General features: G+C 68.3%; 14 protein-coding genes. 6 read left to right on the plus strand and 8 right to left on the minus strand.

Annotated elements, in window-relative coordinates; all coding sequences use genetic code 11:
- The first annotated feature begins 19 nt into the window (after positions 1-19).
- The 3 genes from C1Y63_RS09025 (at position 20) to C1Y63_RS09035 (ending at position 3,069) form a co-directional block, all read left to right on the plus strand.
- Positions 20-2,074: a M3 family metallopeptidase gene (locus C1Y63_RS09025; protein ID WP_233195662.1), complete on the plus strand. Its 2,055-nt coding sequence runs from the start codon at positions 20-22 to the stop codon at positions 2,072-2,074.
- An 18-nt stretch (positions 2,075-2,092) separates the two neighbouring features.
- Positions 2,093-2,425, plus strand: a complete 333-nt coding sequence (locus C1Y63_RS09030; protein ID WP_158256134.1) for a hypothetical protein — start codon at positions 2,093-2,095, stop codon at positions 2,423-2,425.
- A gap of 269 nt (positions 2,426-2,694) precedes the next feature.
- A complete protein-coding gene (locus tag C1Y63_RS09035) occupies positions 2,695-3,069 on the plus strand; it encodes a YccF domain-containing protein (RefSeq protein ID WP_106016130.1) in 375 nt (124 codons plus the stop codon).
- Positions 3,070-3,331: 262 nt separating this feature from the next.
- On the opposite strand, the gene C1Y63_RS09040 is transcribed toward C1Y63_RS09035, so the two are convergent.
- Positions 3,332-4,936: a PTS transporter subunit EIIC gene (locus C1Y63_RS09040; RefSeq protein WP_106016131.1), complete on the minus strand. Its 1,605-nt coding sequence runs from the start codon at positions 4,934-4,936 to the stop codon at positions 3,332-3,334.
- Positions 4,937-5,185: 249 nt separating this feature from the next.
- Between C1Y63_RS09040 and C1Y63_RS09045 the strand changes: the two genes are divergently transcribed.
- On the plus strand, positions 5,186-5,827 hold the full coding sequence (locus C1Y63_RS09045) for a GNAT family N-acetyltransferase (protein ID WP_106016132.1): 642 nt from the start codon (positions 5,186-5,188) through the stop codon (positions 5,825-5,827).
- A gap of 126 nt (positions 5,828-5,953) precedes the next feature.
- Here C1Y63_RS09045 and C1Y63_RS09050 read toward each other — a convergent pair whose 3' ends face one another.
- The 6 genes from C1Y63_RS09050 to C1Y63_RS09075 form a co-directional block, all read right to left on the minus strand.
- Positions 5,954-9,514: a DEAD/DEAH box helicase gene (locus tag C1Y63_RS09050; protein WP_106016133.1), complete on the minus strand. Its 3,561-nt coding sequence runs from the start codon at positions 9,512-9,514 to the stop codon at positions 5,954-5,956.
- Between the two features lie 355 nt (positions 9,515-9,869).
- A complete protein-coding gene (locus C1Y63_RS09055) occupies positions 9,870-11,219 on the minus strand; it encodes an NAD(P)/FAD-dependent oxidoreductase (protein ID WP_106016134.1) in 1,350 nt (449 codons plus the stop codon).
- Positions 11,220-11,653: 434 nt separating this feature from the next.
- Positions 11,654-13,615, minus strand: coding sequence for a hypothetical protein (locus tag C1Y63_RS09060; RefSeq protein WP_106016135.1), 1,962 nt, complete (start codon positions 13,613-13,615; stop codon positions 11,654-11,656).
- 182 nt (positions 13,616-13,797) lie between these two features.
- Positions 13,798-14,406, minus strand: coding sequence for a hypothetical protein (locus C1Y63_RS09065; RefSeq protein WP_146128921.1), 609 nt, complete (start codon positions 14,404-14,406; stop codon positions 13,798-13,800).
- A 208-nt stretch (positions 14,407-14,614) separates the two neighbouring features.
- Complete coding sequence (locus C1Y63_RS09070) at positions 14,615-15,343, minus strand: hypothetical protein (protein WP_106016137.1); 729 nt, start codon at positions 15,341-15,343, stop codon at positions 14,615-14,617.
- A 610-nt stretch (positions 15,344-15,953) separates the two neighbouring features.
- The gene (locus C1Y63_RS09075) at positions 15,954-17,285 is read right to left on the minus strand and encodes an NAD(P)/FAD-dependent oxidoreductase (protein ID WP_106016138.1); all 1,332 of its coding nucleotides are present in this window, start codon (positions 17,283-17,285) and stop codon (positions 15,954-15,956) included.
- 539 nt (positions 17,286-17,824) lie between these two features.
- Here C1Y63_RS09075 and C1Y63_RS09080 point away from each other — a divergent pair.
- On the plus strand, positions 17,825-19,483 hold the full coding sequence (locus tag C1Y63_RS09080; protein WP_158256135.1) for an APC family permease: 1,659 nt from the start codon (positions 17,825-17,827) through the stop codon (positions 19,481-19,483).
- A gap of 115 nt (positions 19,484-19,598) precedes the next feature.
- A complete protein-coding gene (locus tag C1Y63_RS09085; RefSeq protein ID WP_106016140.1) occupies positions 19,599-19,961 on the plus strand; it encodes a DUF3024 domain-containing protein in 363 nt (120 codons plus the stop codon).
- A 276-nt stretch (positions 19,962-20,237) separates the two neighbouring features.
- On the opposite strand, the gene malQ is transcribed toward C1Y63_RS09085, so the two are convergent.
- Positions 20,238-22,331 (minus strand): 4-alpha-glucanotransferase, encoded by a 2,094-nt coding sequence (malQ, locus tag C1Y63_RS09090; RefSeq protein ID WP_106016141.1) that lies wholly within the window; start codon positions 22,329-22,331, stop codon positions 20,238-20,240.
- Between the last annotated feature and the right edge of the window lie 23 nt (positions 22,332-22,354).

A 22,354-nucleotide genomic window follows, 5' to 3' on the forward strand; every position in this document is an offset into this window, starting at 1 on the left:
AGGTGGTTATGATAGTTGCGTGAACCCCTTGATTGCACCCAGCCCCCTGCCCTACGAGCTACCCCCGTTCGACGAGATCCGCCCCGAGCACTACCTGCCCGCCTTCCTCGTCGCCCTCGACGACCACGACGCCGAAATCGCCGCCATCGTCGCCAACCCCGAGCAGCCCACCTGGGAGAACACGGTGGAGGCCCTGGAGCGCTCCGGCCGGGCACTGCAGCGCGTCGAGGCGGTGTTTTTCAACCTGCACGGCACCGACTCCACCGAGGAGTTCGACCGCATCGCCGCCGAGGTGCTGCCGAAGCTCGCCGCCCACGAGGACGCGCTGTACCAAAACACCGCCCTCTACGAGCGGATTCAGGCAGCACCCCTGCCGGAGGGGGACGGGGAAGCACCCCGGCTCAAGGAGAAACTGCTGCGGGCCTTCGCCCGCCAGGGCGCGGACCTGGAGCCGCACGCCAAGCAGGAACTGTCCCGCATCAACGCCCGCCTGGCCACCCTGGCGGAGGAGTTCGGCAAGAACCTGCGGGAGTCCACCAAGGAACTGGCGGTGAGCCTCGACGAGGCGGCCACCGCCGGCTGGGATGAGGCGCGCCGGGCGGCGGCCGCGCAGGCTGCCGCCGACTATGGGCGCAGCGGTTTCCTTGTGCCCTTGGGCCTACCGGCGGTGCAGCCCGATCAGGTGGAGCTCGAGGATCCTGCGGCGCGCGCGCAGCTCATGGAAGCCTCCCTGGCCCGCGGGGCGAACAACCGGGACGTTGTACTGGAGATCGTGGCGCTGCGGGCGCGCCGCGCCCAGCTGCTGGGGTTCGACACCCACGCCGACTACGTCATCGCGGAGGAAACCGCAGGTACTCCTGCGGCGGTGATGACGCTGCTGCGGGACTTGGCCCCGGCCGCCGCGGCGAACGCTGCCGGCGAGTACAAGCTCCTCGCCGAGGAAGCAGACGGGGAGGTCACCGCCGCCGACTGGGCGTATTGGGAGGCGAAGGTCAAACAGCGCGACTTCGCGCTCGACGACGCGGCACTCAAGCCGTTTTTCCCGCTGCGGCAGGTGGTGGAGGACGGCGCGTTTTTCGCCGCGGAGCGCCTCTACGGCATCCGGCTGACCCGCCGGGAGGACCTGCGCGGCTACCACGAGGACGTCGACGTCTACGAGGTGCACGACGCGGACGGCGAGGCCATCGGCTTGTTCCTCACCGACTACTACGCGCGCCCCAGTAAGCGGGGCGGGGCGTGGATGAGTAGCTTCGTCGACCAGTCGGAGCTGCTCGGCACGAAGCCGGTCGTCGTCAACGTCATGAACATCACCAAGCCGGCCGATGACTCGGAGGCGCTGCTCACCCTCGACGAGGTGCGCACCGTCTTCCATGAGTTCGGCCACGGCCTCCACGGGCTGCTCAGCCAGGTGCGCTACCCGACGTTCAGCGGCACGAACGTGCCCCGCGACTACGTGGAGTTCCCCTCCCAGATCAACGAGAACTGGGCGCTCGACCCGGCGGTGCTCGACAACTACGCCCGCCACATCACCACCGGGGAGGTGCTCCCGCAGCGCCTGCGCGACGCGATTGCAGCCGCAGGCACGTTCGGCCAGGGCTTTGCGACCTCTGAGTACTTGGCGGCTGCCATCATCGACATGGCGTGGCACAGCCTCGACCCGGCCGCGGCGGAGGCGCTGCGCGCCCGCGCGCAGGATGCCGCGGCTGGTGATGTCATTGAGGAGTTTGAACGCCAGGCGCTCGCCGCCGCCGGGCTGAGCGTGGACCACATCCACCCCCGCTACAAGACGCGGTTTTTCAACCACATCTTCGGCGGCGGCTACGCCGCCGGCTACTACTCCTACCTGTGGGCCGAGGCACTCGACGCCGACGGCTTCGACTGGTTCACCCAGGAAGGCGCCGCCGGTGTCGATGCCGATGCGGCCCGCGCCCGGGCTGCTGGTGCCCGCTTCCGCGAGCTGGTGCTCTCTGCGGGCGGTTCCCGGGACTTCGACGAGGCCTTCACGACCCTGCGGGGCCGGCCGAAGGATGTCGCCCCGCTGCTCGCGCGGCGCGGGCTGGGCGGCGCAGTCTAAGCCGTGGACAGCATCCATGTGCGTGATGTCCCGGGCATGACGCGGGGGATTACACCGGTCCTCGACGCGATCGCCCAGTGGCTGACCGGCCTGCCGCTGGTGTGGCAGACGCTCGTCGTCGCCGCCGTCGCTATCCCCGCCTGCGGGGTGCTGGCGGTGCTGCTGCTGCGCGCCATTGATGTGGCGGGCGCGGCCACCTACAAGCTGTTCAACCATGCGGACGCGCCGACGGCGAAGCTGCGGATCATCCCCGCCCGCCGCGGGCACACGACCCCCGGCACCCGCGTTGTCGTCGACACCCCGCCCCGGGCGCTGGCCGAGGAGACCGGGGATGACCCCGGGGACCCTTGACGGCTAAGCCCACCCAGGAGGACCCCGCGGCCGGTCGCGGGGCCCGCTCTGCGTTAGAGTAGGTGGGCTATCACCTGCGTCGGTGGGGTGCGCAGTGCGCGTCCACCCCCACCGACAGTTATCGTCCCTCCCCGAAGGAGCACCGCGCCCCGTGAGCAAGAAGCCGAACAAGTACCCGCAGTCGCGAGTCAAGCTCGCCCTGTTTTTCCTCCTGGCGCTCGTCATCGTGATGTGGGCGGTCAGCCAGTTCACCGCTTAGTGTGGGGGCTATGAAACTTCTGCTCAACATCATTTGGCTGCTCTTCGGCGGCCTGTGGCTGGCTGCGGGCTACATGCTCGCCGGTGTCATTGCCTGCGTGTTCATCGTGACGATTCCCGCCGGTGTGGCCTCCTTCCGGATGGCGTCCTATGCCCTGTGGCCTTTCGGCCGGGAGGTGCAGGAGATCCCCGGCGCGGGTGCGATGAGTGGCCTGGCGAACCTCATCTGGTTCCTCGTCGCCGGCCTGTGGCTGGCCATGGGCCACGTCACCACGGCCGTCGCCCAGGCGGTGACCATCGTTGGTCTGCCGTTGGCGATCGCGAACGTGAAGATGATCCCGGTGACCTGCTTCCCCTTCGGCAAGCGCATCGTGGAGACCCGCTAGGGGCGGGCACGTAGGGCACCTGGGCCCCGGGGTGATCGTGCCGCCGACGCGGGGCACCCACCCCGCAGCGGCAAGGCCCAGCAGGGGCCGCAGGCGCCCACACACCCACCACGCCCGCACCGGGTGTGCCGGGGACTTACGGATGTATCAGTCCCGTGGCACGCGCACTGGTGCGGGCGTGGTGTGTTTTCTCCTCCTTGTGCGTGTTGCCTGGGCACGCGGCAGGACGCACACAGTCGCCCTGGGGGAGCGCGTGGGGTGCTTAGTCGTCGCGGCCCAGCATCGTGGCGATCGCTGTCTTGTACAGGTCGGCCTTCGCCCCGTAGACGACCTGTACGCCGCCGGAGACGTCAAAAATACCGGCCGCGCCCAGGGCAGTGAGCGCCGGGCGGTCGATGAGGCTGCTGTCGGCGACGCTCACCCGCAGGCGGGTGATGCAGGCGTCGATGTCTTCAATGTTGTCGGCCCCGCCGAGCGCTGCCAGCACCTGGGTGGCTTCCCGGGTGATGGTGTCGGTGTCGCCGTCGGCGTCCATGAGGTCCACCTCCACCGCATCGTCCCCTCCCGTGGTGTTCCCCGCCCCGGCGTCTGTGCCACTGGTGGCGTCGTCGGCCGGGTCGTCGAAACGGCCAGGGGTGGCCACATTGAAGCGGGTGATGAACAGGCGGAAGGTGACGTAGTACAGGGCGAACCAGAACACGCCGACGACGATGACGTACATCCAGTGCGTCTTCGCCTCCCCCTGGAAGACACCAAAGAGCAGGAAGTCGATGAGCCCGCCGGAGAAGGTGTTGCCGATGCGGATCTGCAGCAGGTCCGCGACGAGGAAGCTCAAGCCATCGAAGACGGCGTGGATGACGTAGAGCGCCGGGGCGGCGAAGAGGAACATGAACTCCAGCGGCTCCGTAATGCCGGTCATGAAGCTGGTGAGCGCCACCGACAGGAACAGGCCCGCGTACTTGGCGCGCTTGGCTTTCGGCACGCAGTGGTACATCGCCAGGGCCGCGCCGGGCAGGCCGAACATCATGGTGTCGAAACGGCCCGCGAAGAAGCGGGTGCCGTCCGTGAACATGCCGGTGTGGTTGGCGTCGGCGAGCTGCGCGAAGAAGATCTTCTGCGCGCCGACGATCTGCTCCCCGGCGACCGTTTCCACGCCACCGAGCTCCGTGTACCAGAACATCGGATAGATGGTGTGGTGCAGGCCCACCGCGCCCGCCAGCCGCAGGATGAACCCGTAGAGGAACGTGCCCGCCGCACCCAGGGAGGCAATGCCCTCCCCGGCGGTGACCAGGCCCCGCTGGAACGGGGGCCACAGCAGGAAGAACACGGTGCCGACGCCGATCGCGGCGGCCGCGGTGACGATGGGCACGAAGCGGGAGCCGCCGAAGAAGCCGAGGATCTGCGGCAGCTGAATATCGTGGTAGCGGTTGTGCAACCACACCGCGATGGAGCCCATCACCAGGGCGCCGATGATGCCGGTGTCGATGGCCTCCCCGTCGGGGTTGAACACCTCCAACAGGGAGGAGGTGGTGGCCGTCATGACGAAGTAGCCGACCACACCCGCCAGCGCCGCCGTGCCCTTATCGCGGGTCGCCAACCCGATACACAGGCCCACGGTGAGCAGCAACGCCAGGTTGCTGAAGATGACAGACCCGGCCTGGGTCATCACTGTGAACACGCCCTGGGCGACGTGGTTGCCGAGGGCCGGGTAGGCGGCGACTGTTGTCGGGTTCGACAACGCCCCACCAATACCCAATAGCAGGCCCGCGGCGGGGAGGATCGCGATCGGCAGCATGAACGCCTTGCCGAGTTTCTGCATGGTTTTAAACGCCCGCCCGCCGCGGCGGGCAGACTGTGTCGCAGTCATGGGGAAAACACTCTCCTTGGGTGGAGGACACACCACGCGCCATAAGGATCGCGCCGCAGGTGGCGCGCGTGCGTGGTGTCACTGACACCCTCGAAGTTAGTCGATGCTCACATCCGTGGAGAAGTGCCGTGTGCCTCACGTGGAGGTGGCCCCGCCCGGCCGGGTGGGGCGCTGGGATGCGCCCGGTGTGGTTCAATCGGGGTGGCCGAGCCACCCGCCGACGTGTGTGAAAGAGCAGAAGGTACGACTATGGCGCTGGAACTGAAACCTTTGAAAATTGCCGACCACCAGGCGGTCATCGACGCCGCCATCGCCGGCATGCTCCCGGACGACTACCTCTCCGAGGGGGTGCTGCTGCAGGCCTATGGGCGGTATTTCTTCTACGACCACCTGCTGCGCGCCACGCACGTGCTGGCCGCCTATGAGGGCGACACCCTGGCGGGCGTGATGCTGGTGCGGCTCAACAGCCAGCCGCCGGCGACCCGCTCCTGGTGGCGGTCGGCGTTCGTGCGCGGCATTGGCGCCCTGGATCACCTCAGCCGCATGGGGCGGGCCTACGCCCAGGCGAATGCCGCCATGCTCAGCGACTACCTCACCCACAGCCCCGTCGATGGGGAGATCAGCTTCCTTGTCGCCATCCCCGGCACCGGCATCAAGGGCGTGGGCCGCTACCTCCTGGGGGAGCTGGCGCGCCTCGCGCCGGGCAAGCACCTGTTCCTCTACACCGATGATGGCTGCAACTACGGCTTCTACGACGCCATGGGCTTTAGCCGCACCGGCACCCGCACCATCACCTTCCCCGGCCCGAAGAAGAAGGATTCGACCGGCCCGCGCCCCGAGGCGACCTTGGAGTGCATGATGTACACGGTCACATTGCCCACAGACGTCTAAGTCCCGGCACCCCGTGCCCCCGCCCGCAGGCGGGGTGGGTCAACGTCGGGGGCGCCTGCCATGCGGCCTGCCCGCCCGGCCGCACCCCAGGAGGATGGGCATCACCGGGCGGGAGGCGACAGTCTCCTAGGCCTGCGCGGATGCCGCGGGCGCGGGGGACTCGGTGGCTGCGTCGTTGTCGTCGCGCAGCGCCTCCGGCAGGTCAACCTGGGGCAGTGTGCGTGCGTCGATGTGGGGGAGTGCGTTGCCGAGCGTGAAAAACGGGGCGAACTGGGGCTTGTGCCAGGCGGCATAGTCACCGATGATGATGAGCCGCCGGCGGGCGCGGCTCACCGCGACGTTGACGAGGTTGACCGGGTCGGACGCCCAGGCGCGGGCACCATCCGCACCCGCCGCGCCCCCGAGCACCAGGATCACGGTGTCGGCCTCCCGGCCCTGGGCGGTGTGCACCGAACCCGACTTCAGCATCGGGTAGGTCTCCGCGAGTTCCTCCAGCCGGTCGGCGACGGCCCGGAAGGGGCTGAGCGCAAACACGCTGCCGAAGGTGCGGGCAAGCACCCGGCGCTGCTCTGCCCGCCCGGCGGCAGCCGCGCCGTCGTGCGCGCTGAGTGCACGGGTGCCGATGTCGTTGAGGATCTGCTCCAGCACCGCCAACTCCTTCGGCTGCACGTGGCCGGTGGTGGCCTCCGCAGGCACATCCACCCAGCAAGAGCGGGGCAACGCCTCCTCACCGGCTGCCTCCGGGGCGGAGGAATCAGTGTCCATCGGCGGGGTCGCGTGAATCATCATGCCCTCGTAGGCCATGTCGTTACACAGGCTGAACATCGGCTCCTGGCAGCGGCGGTGCGCCCGCAGCGGGGCGCTCACCCACGTCGCCCCGCCGAGGGTGGTGCCGTAGCGGCTGAGGAGATCGACCAGCGACTGCACGGACGCCACTCGTGGGTCGAAACGCTCCGGGATGTCCAACTCCGCCATCATCTCGCGCACCACGGCCTGCGGGGTCACCACCACCGGCGGCAGCTGCAGCGGGTCGCCGACAACGAGGGCGCGGCGCGCCACCCGGAACGCGCCGATGGCCTGCTGGGGGCTGGCCTGCCCGGCCTCGTCGATGATGAGCCAGCCGATCTGCCGATCGTTGACGAAGGAGAAGCACGACCCGATGGAGGCAAAGGTGCTCGACACCATGGGCACCAGCATGAACAACAACTGCAGGGCGTGGTTGCTGCGCGCCCGATCGGAGGTGGAGGAGTCGATCATGAGCTGGGTGGCGTGGGCGAGTTCGCCGGCGATGGCGGTCCGCACCGCCTCATCCTTCAGCCACGCCTGGTGCAGGCGCAGCGCCGCCAGGAACACCCGGGTGCGGGCCCGCTCCAGGGCGGGCGTGGCCCAGGGGAGGAACTTCTCCCGCCGGGCAGTCGCCTCCGGGGAGATATCCGTGGGGTTGTCGGCGTGTGCGCCGAACTCGCCCCGCAGACGCGCCTCCACAGAAGCACACTCGCTACGTGCCTGCTGCAGCGCCGCCCAGGCCTGCACGTGCGCCTGCGCCAGCCCCTCGAGCTGCGCCGCCGTGGCGCGCCAGGCGTCTCGCTGGGTGGAGAGCTGCTGGCGGGCCGCATCATTGCGGGCGCTGCCCCGGAACAGTGCGAGGATCCGCTGCAGGAACCCCCGCGGCCGCGCCTCCTCGGCGGCGAGTGCCGCTGCGGCCTGCTGCTCGCACTGACGGACGCGGGCGAGCAGCTCCTCCGCGCTGAGCGGGGTGCGGTCGGTGCTCGCAGTGCCGGTAGCGCCGGCGGCACCTGCAGGGGGTACAGTGCCCGCAGCGCCCGCAGAGCCCGCAGCACCCGCAGTGAGACACCCGCTGACTGTGGCCTGGTAGTCCGCCAACGCCGCCCGCGCCTGCTGAGAGGCATGTTCGTGCTGCTGCAACGCCTTCGCATGGGTAGCCATCTCGTCGGCCGCCTGCTGCGCGTGGCTGAGCAGCTCGTCCACGGCGCGCCGGGCGGCGAGGAACTCTGACTTCGCCTCAGCCCACGAGGGCACGTCGGCAGCGGCGAGGAAGCCGAAGTCGGCGGCCGTGCGCGACCCACTGTCGGGGAAGAAGCGCGCGGCGAAGGCCCTGCGGTTGCTGCTGTTGCCCAGCCGGCCGCCGAGGATCCCCCACGCCGTCTCCCGGGTGCGCCCCGCACGGGTGGCTGTGCCTGTGGAGTCTGCGGTGGTTGTGGTGCTGCGCCGCGGGCGGGCGAGCTCGGCGTAGTAGTCGACATCGTCCCAGAACTCCTCGTCCAGGGCGCCATATTTTGTGGCGTCGGTGACGACGTTGTCGACGGCGCCGTTGTTCGCTGAGGCGATGAGGATGCCCCAGCCTTCCAAGTCCTCACGCAGGTGTACCGGGGTGGAACCCGCCGGGTCGACCACGAGGGCGTCCATCGGGCGCTCCAGGTGGGCGAGGATCTCCGCCCGCTGCACGATGATGTTGGCCACCACGTCCTTGAGGACGGTCGTCTTCCCGGTGCCGGGTGGGCCATTGACACCGAAGATCGGCAGCTGATCGTAGGGGCCCTTCTCAGGCACGCGGGCCAGCTGCAGGGCTTGCACAAGGGCGAAGGTTTGGCTGGACGACAAGCTGTGCTGCGGGTTCGCCGGCCAGCGGCCCGGCGGTAGATGCTTGGGCGCAATCGCCGCCCGCAGTGCGGCCGCACCCTCCGGGGCCAGCACATCGACGCGGTGTGGATTGGCTGCCGCAACCTCGGGCAGCGCCGTGCTGAGGAACCGCGCCTGCGGCGCGCAGGCACCACAGGCGTACCAGAAGGTCGCCTGCCGGGCCTGCGACAGGGACCCCAGGTAGAAACTCGACAGCAGTGCCGGCCTTCCTAGGTCCGTGTCCTGGGCGACATCCTCACAGGTGATGCGGATGCTGAACTCCTGGGGTGCTTCTGCTGCCAGCCCGTCGAGCTGCGCGGCCTGCAACGCCGCCTCCTGCAACGCCCACAGGTCGTCCATCTCTAGTTCGGGTGCGTTGTTGCTCGCGCCGTAGTCCTCGGCGATGGCCTGGGTGAATTCCGCCGTCGCGCGTGCGACGTGGTCCGGCCAGGTGCCAAACGACAGTGCTGGGGCCTGCGTGGAACGCGCCCGGGTGGTGTGCGCGTGGCCCACACACCACGCCCCCGAGGACAGTGACGCCGATTTCTCCACGATGCGGCCCCGCCCGTCGACGACGACAGCGGCTACCACAGTGAACCCACCCTGGGCGTTCGCCGCCCGGGCCTCCTGATCCTCGTCTGCGGTGGGGAAGCAGGCCAGCAGCGAGTCGACAGCGAACTGCTGCCGATGCACCCCGAAAAACACCGTGTACTTCGGCTTTTTCAGCTTGCGGTTCGCTGTTTCCGCAGGCGCAGGCGCGTCCCGCGCCCACTCCCACGGCAGGGACTGCGCGGATGCCTGCCGGCGCCGCCCGGATGGGTACTCCACGGTGAGCTTCCCGCGCGCAGTCGTGCCCGGTGCCTGCGCCCACGCCGCGCGAAGGTCCTCATCGTCGTTTTCTGCCGGCGCCAGGTGCGGGGTGAACAGTTCCAACGCCCGCCAGAACTGCAGCAGCCGATCCATCTCCGCGGGGATCGTGGGGCCTTTGCGGGAGGAGTCGTTGCGCCCGTGGTAGGGGCGTGACGAGGAGCGGTACCGGGAAGCCATCACCCCATCGTTCAGGTGGTCCGCATATCCGGTCAAACATCTGGGTACCCCCACCCGTGTGCACTGCGCGGGTGGCAGAGTAGGGGTGAGCACACCCATCCACCCGCACAACCTTCCTCGTCCACCGCCCCCGGCCCACCGCACAGCAGCACACCTGCTGTGCGGGGTGCCCGGGTTGGGCTGGTGGTCGGGGGTGGGCCTACAGCTTCATCACCGCGGGCGGAGGCGTGACGTAGCTCGCGGCAGTTGGTTGCAGACACAGACGTAGCCCGCCAGGGCTGTGGGGCCGTTGGCGGGCTGAGAGTGCAGGCGCAGCGGTCACGGGGCTGCGCCTGCTGCGGGGTGGGTGGCGGGCTTAGCCTGCTGCGGTGGCGATTTCCCGTGCGGAGCGGAAGCCCGTTTCGATGGCACCGTCCACGAAGGAGTTCCAGCCGGCCGCCCAGTCGGAGCCGGCGAACGCGATGCGGCCGTTGAGGAGGTGCTCGGGGTGAGCGTCGAGGAACTGTCCGGTCTTCGGGGAGGTCCACGTCTGCCCGGAGTAGCGGTCGGCGGTCCAGTCGTGCCCGCAGGAGGCCACGACCTCCAGGTCGGCACCCCAGGCGTCGAGGGCCTTTTGCACTTCCTCCACGTTGTCCATGTCGATGGCGTCGTGGTTGGGGCCGAAGCCGACGAGCATCATGGTGCCGTCGTCGAGGAACTTCTCGGTCCGCATGAGGGTGATGGGGTGGCCGGTGGGTGCGTAGGCGATGACGTTGCGGTGCCCCTTGGCCTGCACCCAGATCTTCAAGCCCCGGCAGTTCCAGCCTTCCGCGACGACGCGGTCGATGTGGGCGGGCAGGCCGTGGGTGAACTCCACGTGCTTGAGCGCGCCAACGGGGATGGTGGTCACCAGGTAGTCGCTGGTGACCTTGGTGCCGTCCTCGAGGGTAACGGTCACGCCCTGGGCGTCTTCCGTGACGGTGGTGGCGGGGCTGTTGAGGTAGATCGGGCCGCGAATGTCGGCGGCAATCTGGTCGTAGATGCCCTTCATGCCGTCGACGAGCTTGTAGCGCAGCGTCTGGTCGTCCATGAGGCTGAGCTTGTGGTCGGACAGGGACGCCCAGTGCTTCGCCATGAGCGGCGAGGCCGTCGGCGTGGGCCCGTTGTAGCCGGCGGACCAGTAGGAGTCCGCCAGGGCGATCTGCTCAGCGGTGAAGGGGCTATCGGGGCCGGTGACGGAGTCCATGACGACGCCGACGTCGAGCGGGGCCAGGTCGCCCGCCTTGGTCCAGGGGGCGTGCGGGTAGGGGAACAGCTCCCGGGAACCGGCAAAGATGTGGTCCTGGATCGGCTCGATGAGGCGGTCGACGTCGGCCTCGCAGCCGGAGTAGACGGTGTCGCCGGCGATCCAGTACGCCTCCTCGCAGATGGGGGAGGGGTAGATCTCCGCCCCGTAGCGGACGCACTCGCCCCACACGTAGGGCTGCATCCAGTGCACCCAGGTGCCGCCCATTTCCAGGGACTGGCCCATTCGCTCGTCGGTCCAGGTGCGGCCGCCGATGCGGTCGCGGGCCTCGAAGACCTGCACCTCGAAGCCGAGGCGCTCGAGTTCGCGGGCGGCGATGAGGCCGGCGAAGCCGGCCCCCAGCACGCTCACCGTGCCGCGGGGAGCGCGGGGTGCGGATGCTGCGCCGGCAGCAGGGGTGGAAGAAGAAACAGGGGACATGAGTCAAGCTCCTTTCCAAGAGCTTCAAGAAGAAGATGGGCTGGTGGTGCCCCGCCTGCGGCCGCCCAGCGCTTAAGCATCACGGATGTGGTGATGCATAGAGTGCGATGGTGGCCGCCACACAGGTGGCGGGGTGGAAAGCCAGCCGGTGGGCACTGCCGGCGTGGTGTGTCCCCTAGTTAAGTGGACGGCAGTGCGGTGATGTTGTGTCTGCGCGCACATGACTTGCATCACAGCGAGGTGTAGCCTCGGGCACAACAGGCGTGCGTGCGCCGCAGCCCTCGGCACCGAACGTATCCCGCCCCAGGCAAAAAGCACGTGCCCAGACCCGACCGCCCCGACTGCCCGAATGCGCGAGCACACCTGTTGCGGAACAGCAGGCAGGCGAAAACAGTCGTGGCGGACACCACGATGCGCGGCAGGAACCGCTGCTGCTACTTGTAGGGGCTGCCCGTATCCGGCCGGTTACCGAAGTCCAGGTGCTGGTTCGTCCACGGGATCGGCTCCCCCAACAACGCCCGCAGGTTGTCTTCACGCTCCAAATCGTTGAAGGTCTGCGGCCCCTTCTTCTCATTCTCCTTAGCCCCGCCACGGGCACCCGCTCCCACGGGTGCACCCATCATCGGCGGATGCTTCGCCTGCGAACCCTGCCCCGCGGCATGCGGCTCACCACCACCCGGTGCCGGGGACGGCGTCGGCTGCCCCAGATGACCGCCCCGGGAACCACCGGGACGCTCCAGGCCATTCCCCACACCACCATTGCCACCATTGCCCAGGCCGCCGCTGCCGAGGCCGCGAGAACCACGACCGGCCCCCACGCCACCCGGAACACCACCACGGCCAAGACCACCCTGGCCACCGTGACCACCGGAACCCGGCGCACCGCCACCAGGGGTACCGGCACGTCGCCCGGGGTTCAGCCCATCGGAGCCGCCCTGCCGGTGGCGCGGCACACCACCCACACCAGGAACCCCACCAGCCCTGGGGCCAGCGGCACCAACACCACCGACAACACCCGCGCCAGCACCCACACCAGGCGCACCCGTACCGCCACCAGCTCCCTGGTCATGACGCGGACCGGAAGGTGTCACAGGCCTCGTCACGTGCGGGGACGCGCCCACACGCGGGCTTGCCCCACCTAAGGAACCCAAGGTCCCGATACCGCCCACACCGCCGACACTAGTGCCAGTGCCGGTACCGCCGGATGCTCCGGGCGTTCCCGCCCCGCCGAGAGATCCCACCCCACCAGGGGTAGCGCCGCCACCCAGGCCGCCAAAGCCGGTGGCGGACTGCCCGGCACCGATGCTCTTGAGGTCATTGAGGTAGGCGTCGACGTTGGCGAAGCTGGCACCCGCAGCACCCGCGGCACCCGCACCACCACTGAGACCTTGCATACTCGGCAGGCCACCGCCACCGCTGGTGAGGTTGCCGGAGCCGTTGATCTTCGGGGTGTCCCAGTTCGGGGTGCGCCCGTTGCCGGTGATGCGGTTTTCCAACGCCCTACCGCGATCTTTACCGGAGGCACCGCCGGGGCTGACTTTGCCGACGCCCATGAGGTTGTTGATGTTGGGCACTCCGTTGGTGAGTTCCCCGTCGAAGTAGGACAGGAAATCACTCAGCAGTGCCTTTTCGAGGGCGCGGGCTTCGATGGGGTCTTCAACAGCGGCGAACTCGGCAAGATAGGCATCGACTTCACGCTGTCCCGCGGCGTGGATGCTGATGAGATTCTCCGCGTAGTAGGCCATGACTTTGGCGTTATCAGCGAAGGCGTCGCTGGCGTCGGCGAGTTCCCGGATGGCGTTGGTGGCGGCAGTGATGACGTCGCCGCCGTAGTCGTCGGCGATGTAGTTCTTGATCGAGTGCAGGTCATCCGCCAAAGAACGCGCCTGAGACTCCATGTCCCGCCAGGTCTCGGCCATGGTGTAAAACTCTCCGGTGTTCGTGGCTGCGAAAGCAGTCGAGAGTCCTTCGAGGGAGCTGCCACCGGCAGACGGGGTCGGGAACGAGAAGTCGTCGAAGATCGGGTCGGGCCGGGTCGGGAACTCGATGAGGTCGGCGATCTTGCTGATGGTGCCGTTGAGGATGTCGTCCAGCCCGGTGGCGAAACCGGCATCGGCGAGCGCGAAGTTCTGGCGGGTCACACCGAGGTTCCGGTACATCCACTCGACCTGGTTGGCGTAGGTGGTCAAAACGGCGATCGCGCTGCCGGCGTCGCCGGCAAGCACCGACGCGTGGGAACGGGTGAGTTCATCGAGCCCGGGAACTGAGGTAGCGGTGGTGGTGATCCACCCTCCGCGGGGAATGGTCCTCGCCAGGGAAAGCGCAGACCTCAGAGCGTCGCCGGCGTTGTCCTCTGCGGTCTGGAGTCGGTCGAGGTCGATCTCGAATCCGTCCATGATTAACTCCTTCGAGAGTCAAAGAAACTGGTCTACTGGGAGCCACCATGAGGGCGGTGGCCCAGGTGCCCTTCGCCTCACTGCACCGGCTGTGTAGCAGGGGAAGAACTCCTCAGTTCCTCTAGATGCGACTGGGACGGAAAATGGTGCGCCCGCTTCTTCTGCGACTACCCCCGAGCAGTTCAACGCCGGACGTTTTTCCTTGTCAAGGAGGTAATCGTGGTGGTGCTTCGGTACCCCCGGGGCTCCCTCTTGAGGGGAATGCCGTCCCCATAGATCTCCCGTAGGAATGTCTCGTCCTGGTACAGCATTTCGAGCCGCTCCCGGGCTAGCTGGCAGTGTTCTTGTACGCGCCCTTCACGGAACTGGCCATAGTGCGTGACGGCGACCCGCCCCCGGGGAGTATCGACGCTTATCTGGCAATTGTTTGCGCGGTTTCGCCCCGGGTCGTAGTCCAGGTAGTACGCCCCAGGGATCCAGGAATCATGGGCGTCGCCGAGAAAATTAGCCGGTAGGTACGTGTGGACCCACTCCCGATCGAAGGGTTCTGCCATGAGCTCGACTCGTTCGCCGATGCGTGTGCCGCGCTCGTATCCGATGCAGCTCCAGGAGGTCGCGTGCATGTCATCTGTGCGTATCGGTACCAAGACCGACAGCCTGAAGTCGAGGTGCTGCTCGTAATGCGCGCGAAGTTTGTCCGTGCAAGGGTTGACAAGGTCAAGATCGACGGCGGAACGGTCGAAACCTTGGGGTAGCTGTTCGTAATCGACCTGCTCATGGAAAGTGCTCACGGGCTCCGCTTCGCCGCGAGTCGCAGAAGGGATGCCCGGGGCCAACGCGCTGGAGATGGTCGTTGCCGGCTGAGAACTGGTGGTCTCCGGGTGGTGTGTCTGGGCCGGGGAATTCGCACAGCCTGCGAGAACCGCAGTGCAGACCGTAGCGAACACCACCGAGCTACGCAGGCGTCGCGTGGGGAAATGGTGGTTGCTCATGCTGTTCTCAACGGTGCTTTAACGGGATGTTGTCCCCATACAACGCCCGCAGGAAGACCTCGTCCTGGAAGAGCATCTCGAAGGTGGTCTTCGCCAGCTGGCAGTGTTCGCTCCTGCGGCTCGCGTCGGGTATCCCGTAGTGAGTGACGCCGACGCGTCCCCGTGGGGTATCGACTGCGATCTGGCAATTGTCGTGCTGGGTGCGGGTCCAGTCGTAGTCGAGGTAGTAGGCCCCCGGCACCCAGGAATCCGTGGCGTCCCCGAGAAAGTTCTCGGGCAGGCGCTCCAGGATGCGTTCGCGGCTGATGGGTTCGCCGAGGACTTGGGTGTTTTCTCCGATGTCCCGATCAAAATCGACGGCGATACAACTCCAGGACACGTCGCTGATGAAGTCCACGTCAACGGGGGCATACGTGAAGATCTCGAGTCCGAGTTCCTCATAGTGGGCGACAAGATCGTCGGTACAGGGATTGAAGAGGTCCATCGTCGTGTCGTTCCAGACAAAGCCCTGCGGCAGGCGCTCGTAGTCGACCTGTTCGTGGAAGGGGATGTCGGGGCGCGGCGTGGCCGTCGTGCGGGGTGCGGCGGCCGTGGCTGCAGGGACGTCGTCCGCTGTGGCGGCGTGGTCCGCAGGTGAGGCCGCACAGCCGCTCAGCAGGGTGCTGCTCAGGAGCGCGGCACCGAGTGCGGGGCGCAGTGTGGGGTGGGCGCGGTGGTGGCGCCGGGGCGTGGTCACGAGTGGGTCCCTCCGAGTTCCCTGTCTTCGTGGTGAGCAAGGTGGGTGCCACACGGTTGTCACGCGAGTGCGCGCGGGCCCGCCGGCGGTGCGCGGCAGCAGGGTGGGAGTCGATGTGGGAACCACCCGCCTCCAGGAGCGCGGCTGTGGCCCGTGTCGACGCCCTTCGCTGCTGGGTGCGCGTGGGTGCCGGTGTGTCCGCACCACGCGGCGTCCCTCGTGGTCAGCCTCGCTGCGGTCGTACGATCCGCTGATGCCGTGGTTGAGGTGGGGCTGGACCCTCCCCGAGGATGGGTTCCCAGCCGATACCTGGTGCGTGACGCGGCTCCACCACTACTGCGGCGTCGGTGTGGGGGTGTGCGGTCCCCACAATGACTGTGCGGCGCCGTCGTGGGGCGCACCAGGAGGTGGGGTGTGCAGTCCCTCCCCCTGGTGGTCCCGAGCCGCCGGCGTGGGTGCGGCGGTACCCGCCGGTGGCCTGTGCAGGGGTCGGTGGCGGGTGGCCGCGGGGCGTGGTGGTGCCCGTGTGTTGTGAGCAACTCTGCCATAGGGTGCACTGTGCGCGCAGCGTTTTAGGCAAGAATTTTTTCCTCCCCGGCGGGCTTCCCCGCTACGTGGTGTGTGCGGCGGCGATTTCGCGGGCGGCGCGGAAGCCGGTTTCGATGGCCCCGTCGATGAAGGAGTTCCAGCCGGCCGCCCAGTCGGAGCCGGCGAACGCCACCCGCCCGTGCAGCAGCTGCTGGGGGTGGGCGTCGAGGAACTGGCCGGTGCGCGGGGTCGTCCACGTCTGCCCGGTCAGTGGGTCGGCGTTCCAGTCGTGCCCGTAGGAGTCGACGACCTCCAGGCCCGCATCCCACACGTCGACGGCGCGCTGCACGGCGGCGGTGTCATTCATGTCGAGGGCGTCGTGGCGGGGCCCGAAGCCCACCATGATCATGGTGCCGTCGTCGAGGAAGTATTCGGTGCGCAGCAGCGCCAGGGGATATCCCGTCGGCGCGTAGCAGAGAATGTTGCGGTGCCCGCGGACCTTCACCCAGATCTTCATTCCGAGGCAGTTCCAGCCTTCCTCCACCACGCGGGCGACGTGGGCGGGCAGCCCGGCAGGGAACTCCACCTGCCCGAGTGCGCCGACGGGCACGGTGGTGACGACGAAGTCGAAGGGGAGTTCCTCCCCGCTGGCGAGGGTAACCGTCACCCCGTCCGCGCCCCGGTCGTCGACGGCGGCGACGGCGGTGGCCAGGCGAATGTCCCCACGAATGTCGGCCGCAATGGCCTCGTAGATGCCTTTGGTGCCGCCGACGAGTTTGTAGCGCAGCGTCTGGTCGTCGAGGAGTGCCAGCCGGTGGTCGGACAGGGCCGCCCAGTGCTTCGCCATGAGCGGCGACGCTGTCGGCGTGGGCCCGTTGTAGCCGGCCGACCAGTAGGCGTCCGCGAGCGCGATTTCTTCCTCCGTGAAGGAGGGATCCTCGCCGCGCACTGAGTCGAGGACCACGCCCACGTCCGCGGCGGCGACCTCCTCGGCGCGCGCCCAGGGCTGGTGCGGCAGGGGGAACAGGTCACGAGAGCCTGCGAAGATGTGCGCCTGCACGTCGGCGAGGAGCCGGTCGACGTCGGCCTCGCAGCCGGTGTGGACGGTATCCCCCGCGATCCAGTACGCCTCCTCACAGACGGGGGAGGCGGTGATCTCCGCCCCGTAGCGCACAATCTCCGCCCAGACGAAAGGCTGCATCCAGTGCACCCAGGTGCCGCCGATCTCCAGGGGGTAGCCCATGGCCTCCTCCGTCCAGGTGCGGCCGCCCACCCGATCCCGGGCCTCGAGGACGGTGACGGCAAAGCCGTGGCGTTCCAGTTCGCGGGCGGCGATGAGGCCGGCGAACCCGGCGCCGATGACGCCGACCGTGCCGCGCGGGGTGCCAGCAGTGGGGGTGGGGTGGGAAGTCATGGGCAGATCACTCCTTGAATCAACGTGTTGTGGTGCGACGGGGTCGAAAGGGGGACGAGAAGAATCGCCGATCCTGCGGCGGCGGGGCCTGCTCGTGGGGGTTGTGACGGCCGACGGGAGGAACGCCGGCCGCCTGGCGTCTAGCTAAGCCTGCGCAGACACAGCAGTGTTGTGCGGCAGCGCACACGATTTGTGTGCGTGTGCACCATCCCACCCGGGGTGTGGCTGGGGGTGTGCACCCCGCAATAGCGTGGCCAGCATTCGGTGCGTGGCGCCCCGCCCGCACGACCACCTGCACGCCCACCCCGCCCCACGTCCCTGTCCACATGACACCTTTGGGAGTCCCCATGAGTACCCACCCCTCGCCAACCCCGTCGCACGTGTCACAGTCGTCGCGCCAGAGGTCCCGGCATGCCGCCCGCGCATCCTCACCCGTCCCGGCGCAGCGCACAGGCGCTCGCGGAACCCCGCCCGCCGCGGGCGACGGTGTGGTCGACCCGCGGCATCACCTCTCCGGGCACCTCGGGGTGGGCAGCATCGTGTTTCTCATCATCGCGGCCTCCGCACCGCTGACGGTGGTGGCCGGTGGCGCGCCGACGAGCTTCGCCGTCACCCAGATGCTGGGGGTGCCGCTGGGCTACCTGGTGCTGGGCATCGTGCTGCTGTTTTTCGCCGCCGGCTACGTGGCGATGGGCCGGCATGTGAGCAACGCGGGCGCCTTGTACGCCTATGCGGCCCGCGGCTTGGGCCAGCGGCAGGGACTGGCGACCGCCTGGCTGGCGCTGGTCAGCTACAACATGATGCAGATCGGACTGTACGGAATCTTCGGGTTCTCCCTGTCGATGGCCCTGGCGGCGATTGCCGGGTGGCAGGTGTCCTGGTGGTGGTGTGCCCTGGGCGGATGGCTGCTCACTGCGGTACTGGGGGCGATGAATATCGATGCGAGCGTGAAGATCATTGGTGTGCTTGTCGTCGCCGAGTTCGCGATCGTGGCGCTCCTCGACGCGGTCGCGCTGCTCAACCCTGCGGAAGGCTACTCGGCTGCCGGTGTTGACTTGAGCGCCTTTGTCGCCCACCCCGGGGTGGGCGCGGCACTGGCGTTCGGGATGGCGGCGTTCATGGGAATCGAGTCGGCGACCATCTACGCGGAGGAAGCCACCGACCCCACCCGCACGGTGCCGCGGGCTACCTACTGGGCCCTCGCACTCATCGCCGGGTTCTACGCGTTCAGCGTGTGGGCCCTGCAGCAGGGAGTGGGGGATAGCCGCATCGTGGAGGAGGCCACGACGTTGGGGCCGGAGTTGGTGTTCCACTACCTCGCGCAGGTGGGGCACCCGACGCTGGCACTCGTGGGCCAGTTCGTGTTCGTCACGAGCCTGTTCGCCGCCCTGTTTGCTTTCCACAATGCGGTGGCGCGCTACACGCTGGTGCTGGGCCGGGAAGGGGTGCTACCCGAGTGGTTCTCCCGCACCCACCCGACGACCCACGCGCCGATGACGGGCTCGCTGAGCCAATCGCTGGTGGCGGTGCTGTTCATCCTCGGCTTCGCCACCGTCGGTGAGGTCACGCACCAGGGCCCGGAGTTCCCGGTGCTCACCATGTTCTCCTGGATGACCAACGGCGGGGCCTTCGGCATCGTCTTCCTGCTGCTGGTGACCTCTGTCGCGGTGGGGATGTACTTCCGTCGCGCACGCGCCGCCTTCCTCGCGGGCAGTACAGATACAACAGGCACCACAGACACCGCCGTCGGCACCACCGATGCGGCCGACACCAACGCAGCCATCACGGACGCGGATACCGCCGGCCCGGGCGGCTCACACGCCGCATCACCCCGACACCCGGGCAGCTACAGCGCCTTCACCCGGGTGCTGGCCCCCATCATCGCGGTCGTGGGCCTGGGCTTCGTCTTCGCCGAAATCCTCCTCCACTTCGACGTCATGGTCGGCGCCGACGGCATCAACGCCCTCGTCGTTGGTATGCCGGCAGTCATCTTCCTCAGCGGCGTGGCTGGGTTCCTCCGCGGGGAAGTCCTGCGCCGCACCCAGCCGGAGGTCTACGCCCGCATCGGCACCGGCGGCGCGGCCGCAGTCGCCGTCAGCGCGCCGGGCGGAAGCCCAGCACCCGGTGACGCGCCCACCGGTGACGCCCTCGCCGCGCCCGACGCAGGCGAGATACCCCTCGCGCAGCGCACCACCTGAGGCACCCCCTAGAGAACTGAGCGACTCACGGGGCGGCTTGTGGGCTGCCCGTTCGTGACACCGGATCCTCGCCCTCACGGTGCCACGGGCGCAGAGTGCCGCTAGTGTGAACGGTATGCATATCCCTGGCGAACTGCGTTACCCGAAGAAGGACCTCACCACCGTCGAGAAGTGGGCGCGCAACTTGGTCCCGAAGCGCATTCAGGACCAGCTCCGTATCGAGGTCGACCACGACGACGACACCATCACGGTCTTTGAGTGCCGGCCGCCGTGGCACCCCACCGAATCGGACACGGGGCCGTGGATCCGTCAGGGGGTCGCCCAGTTCCATTTCGACTGGCTGGGCGGCAAGTGGGCGTTGTTCTGGTTCGATCAGGACAGCAACCTGCACCCCTGCACCACGGTGAACTTCAGCAGCGACATTGGCCGGTTGGTGGAGTACCTGGATTCGGGTGACAACCCGATCTTCTGGGGGTAACGCCTCTGTGCGGGGTGCGCAGGTAGCCGACGAGGTCGTCGCGGCGGACCTCCCACACGGCGCGACCGCCGAGGTGTGCAGCGTCGGACCACACGCCATCGACGGCGTCTGGAAGGTACGACGCAGCCGGCTGTAGGAGTTGGAAAACTTCGACGCCCACATCGACGAACTCATCGAGCAGTCCGGCGGGTATGCGTACACCCCGCAGGCAACACGGCTCTGCGGGGTGTAGGTGAGACCACGCCTCACATGGGTGGCAAGGGGCGTGCGCGGAGGCTAGCGCTCACTCGCCTTCAGCACCGCCTGCGCCAGCGGCAGGGTGGGGATGTCTTCGATGAGGATGGGGTTCTGGTCGCCGTCGGCCAGGGGCATGCACCAGTTGGGGTAGAGATCCTTGGTGGTGCCGGGCTGGTTTTGGGCGCGGGTGTCGCCGACCAAGTCGACGAGTGCGGTGCACGTGAGGTAGCTCGTTGTGCCCGCCATGAAGCGGTGGAGGCCCACGAGAAGTTCTTCGACGGTGCCGCGCTCTGCGCGGGCGGTGCCGTAGAAGGGGTCGTGGTTGGGGAAGTAGCCGGTGTCGCGGATGCGGTCGAGGACTTCGTTTTGCCACACGAGATCGACTTCGTCTTCGTCTTCCACCCGGGTGGTGAACAGCCCGAGACGGTCGCGGAGGCGGATGTGTTCCCCGTCGAGGTAGCCGGCGGTGGGCGGCAGGTCGTGCGTCGTCACGGAGGTGAGCGCCAGGGTGCGGTACATGTGCTGGCGGCGGGGACCGTGGATCTCGGGGTCGCCTTCGAACCAGATGATGGAGGTGCCCATCAGTCCTCGGTCGGCGAGGTAGTCCTGGATCCAGGGGTCGAAGGTGCCGAGGTCTTCGCCGATGACGACGGCGCCGGCGCGGGCGGCTTCCAGGCAGAGGATGCCGACCATGGCGGTGTGGTCGTAGTAAACGTAGGTGCCGTCGGTGGGCTTGCCACCCCGGGGGATCCACCACAGGCGGAACAGGCCGAGGACGTGGTCGACACGGATGCCGCCGGCGTGCCGCAGCACGGTGCGCAGCAGGTCCCGCCAGGGCCGGTAACCGGCCTCGGCGAGTTTGGTGGGGTGCCACGGCGGCTGGGACCAGTCTTGGCCGTATTGGTTGTAGCCGTCCGGCGGGGCGCCAACGCTGGCGTCGGGGGCCAGGTATTCGGCGAGGGTGAAGGCGTCCGCGCCGCCCGGGTGCACACCGACCGCGAGGTCGGCCATGATGCCGAGCTGCATGCCGGCCTCGGTCGCGGCGGCCTGCGCGGTGCGCAGCTGCTCGTCGCAGAGGAACTGCAGCCAGCAGTAGAAGTCGACGAGCTCCTCCATGTCGGGGGCGGATTCAGGATCGTCGTAGGTCTCCAGGGTGCGCTGCGCGCACCAGGCGGCGAACTCGGCGAGCCCCTCGCCTTCGGCGACGAGGTAGGCCTGGTAGGCGGCTTCCCGGGCGTCGGTGCGGGGCAGGGCGTGGAGGGTGCGCAGCACCTCCAGCTTGGCGGCATAGATCGGGTCGCGGGAGATTTCCTCCGCGCTGGCGTTGAGCTTCCGGAAGGAGGCCGCCAACTCTTCCACGCGTGCCCGCCCATCGGCGTCGAGCTGCTGCAGCTCGGGGATGGATTCGATGTGGAGGTAGATCGGGTTGATGAAGCGGCGCGTCGTCGGCAGGTAGGGGGAGTCCTCCACCGGCGGGGCCGGCTGGGCGGCGTGCAGCGGGTTGATGAGCACAAAGTCCTGGCCCAGGGAGCCGAGCATGCTGCCCAGGTGGGCCAAGTCGTGGAAGTCGCCCATGCCCCAGGATTCCTTGGAGCGCACCGAGTACAGCTGCGCCATGACCCCGGAAAGTTTGGCGCTGGGGGCGGCCAGCGCCCGCGGGGTGATGATGAGGTCGCAGACCTCATCAATGCCCGTGGAGCGCAGCGACAGCCGGTGCCAGCCCATCGGCAGGTCGCCGGGGATTTCAAAGGAGGCCTCGCCCCACGTCTCGCCTGCGATCATGCGGGAAGGGGTCCAGTTCTCGACCTGGGGCGGGGTGACCTCACCGCCGTCCTCGAGTGCGATGTGCAGCTCGGCGGGTTCGCCGTCGTGGACGTGCACGTGCACCACATAAGGGAAGCCGTGGGTGGCGACCACGCACGGCGGCAGGGGGCGGGTGAAGTCCGCGTCGTGTTTCGCTGCGAGCGCCTGGGCTGCCGCCTCCTCCGAGTCGCCGACCTGGACGCCGAGGGCGGCGAGGGTGGCGCGGATCGTGTCGTCGCTGACGTAGGTCAGTTCGTTGGACGCGGAGGTGTAGGAGGTGGCCACACCATAGGCGTCGGCAAGGGCATGCAGCTGGCTTCGTTCGCTCACGGGTTCATAGTTTGCCACCAATG

It is taken from the genome of Corynebacterium sp. 13CS0277 (genome assembly GCF_002994655.1).
GTDB lineage: Bacteria > Actinomycetota > Actinomycetes > Mycobacteriales > Mycobacteriaceae > Corynebacterium.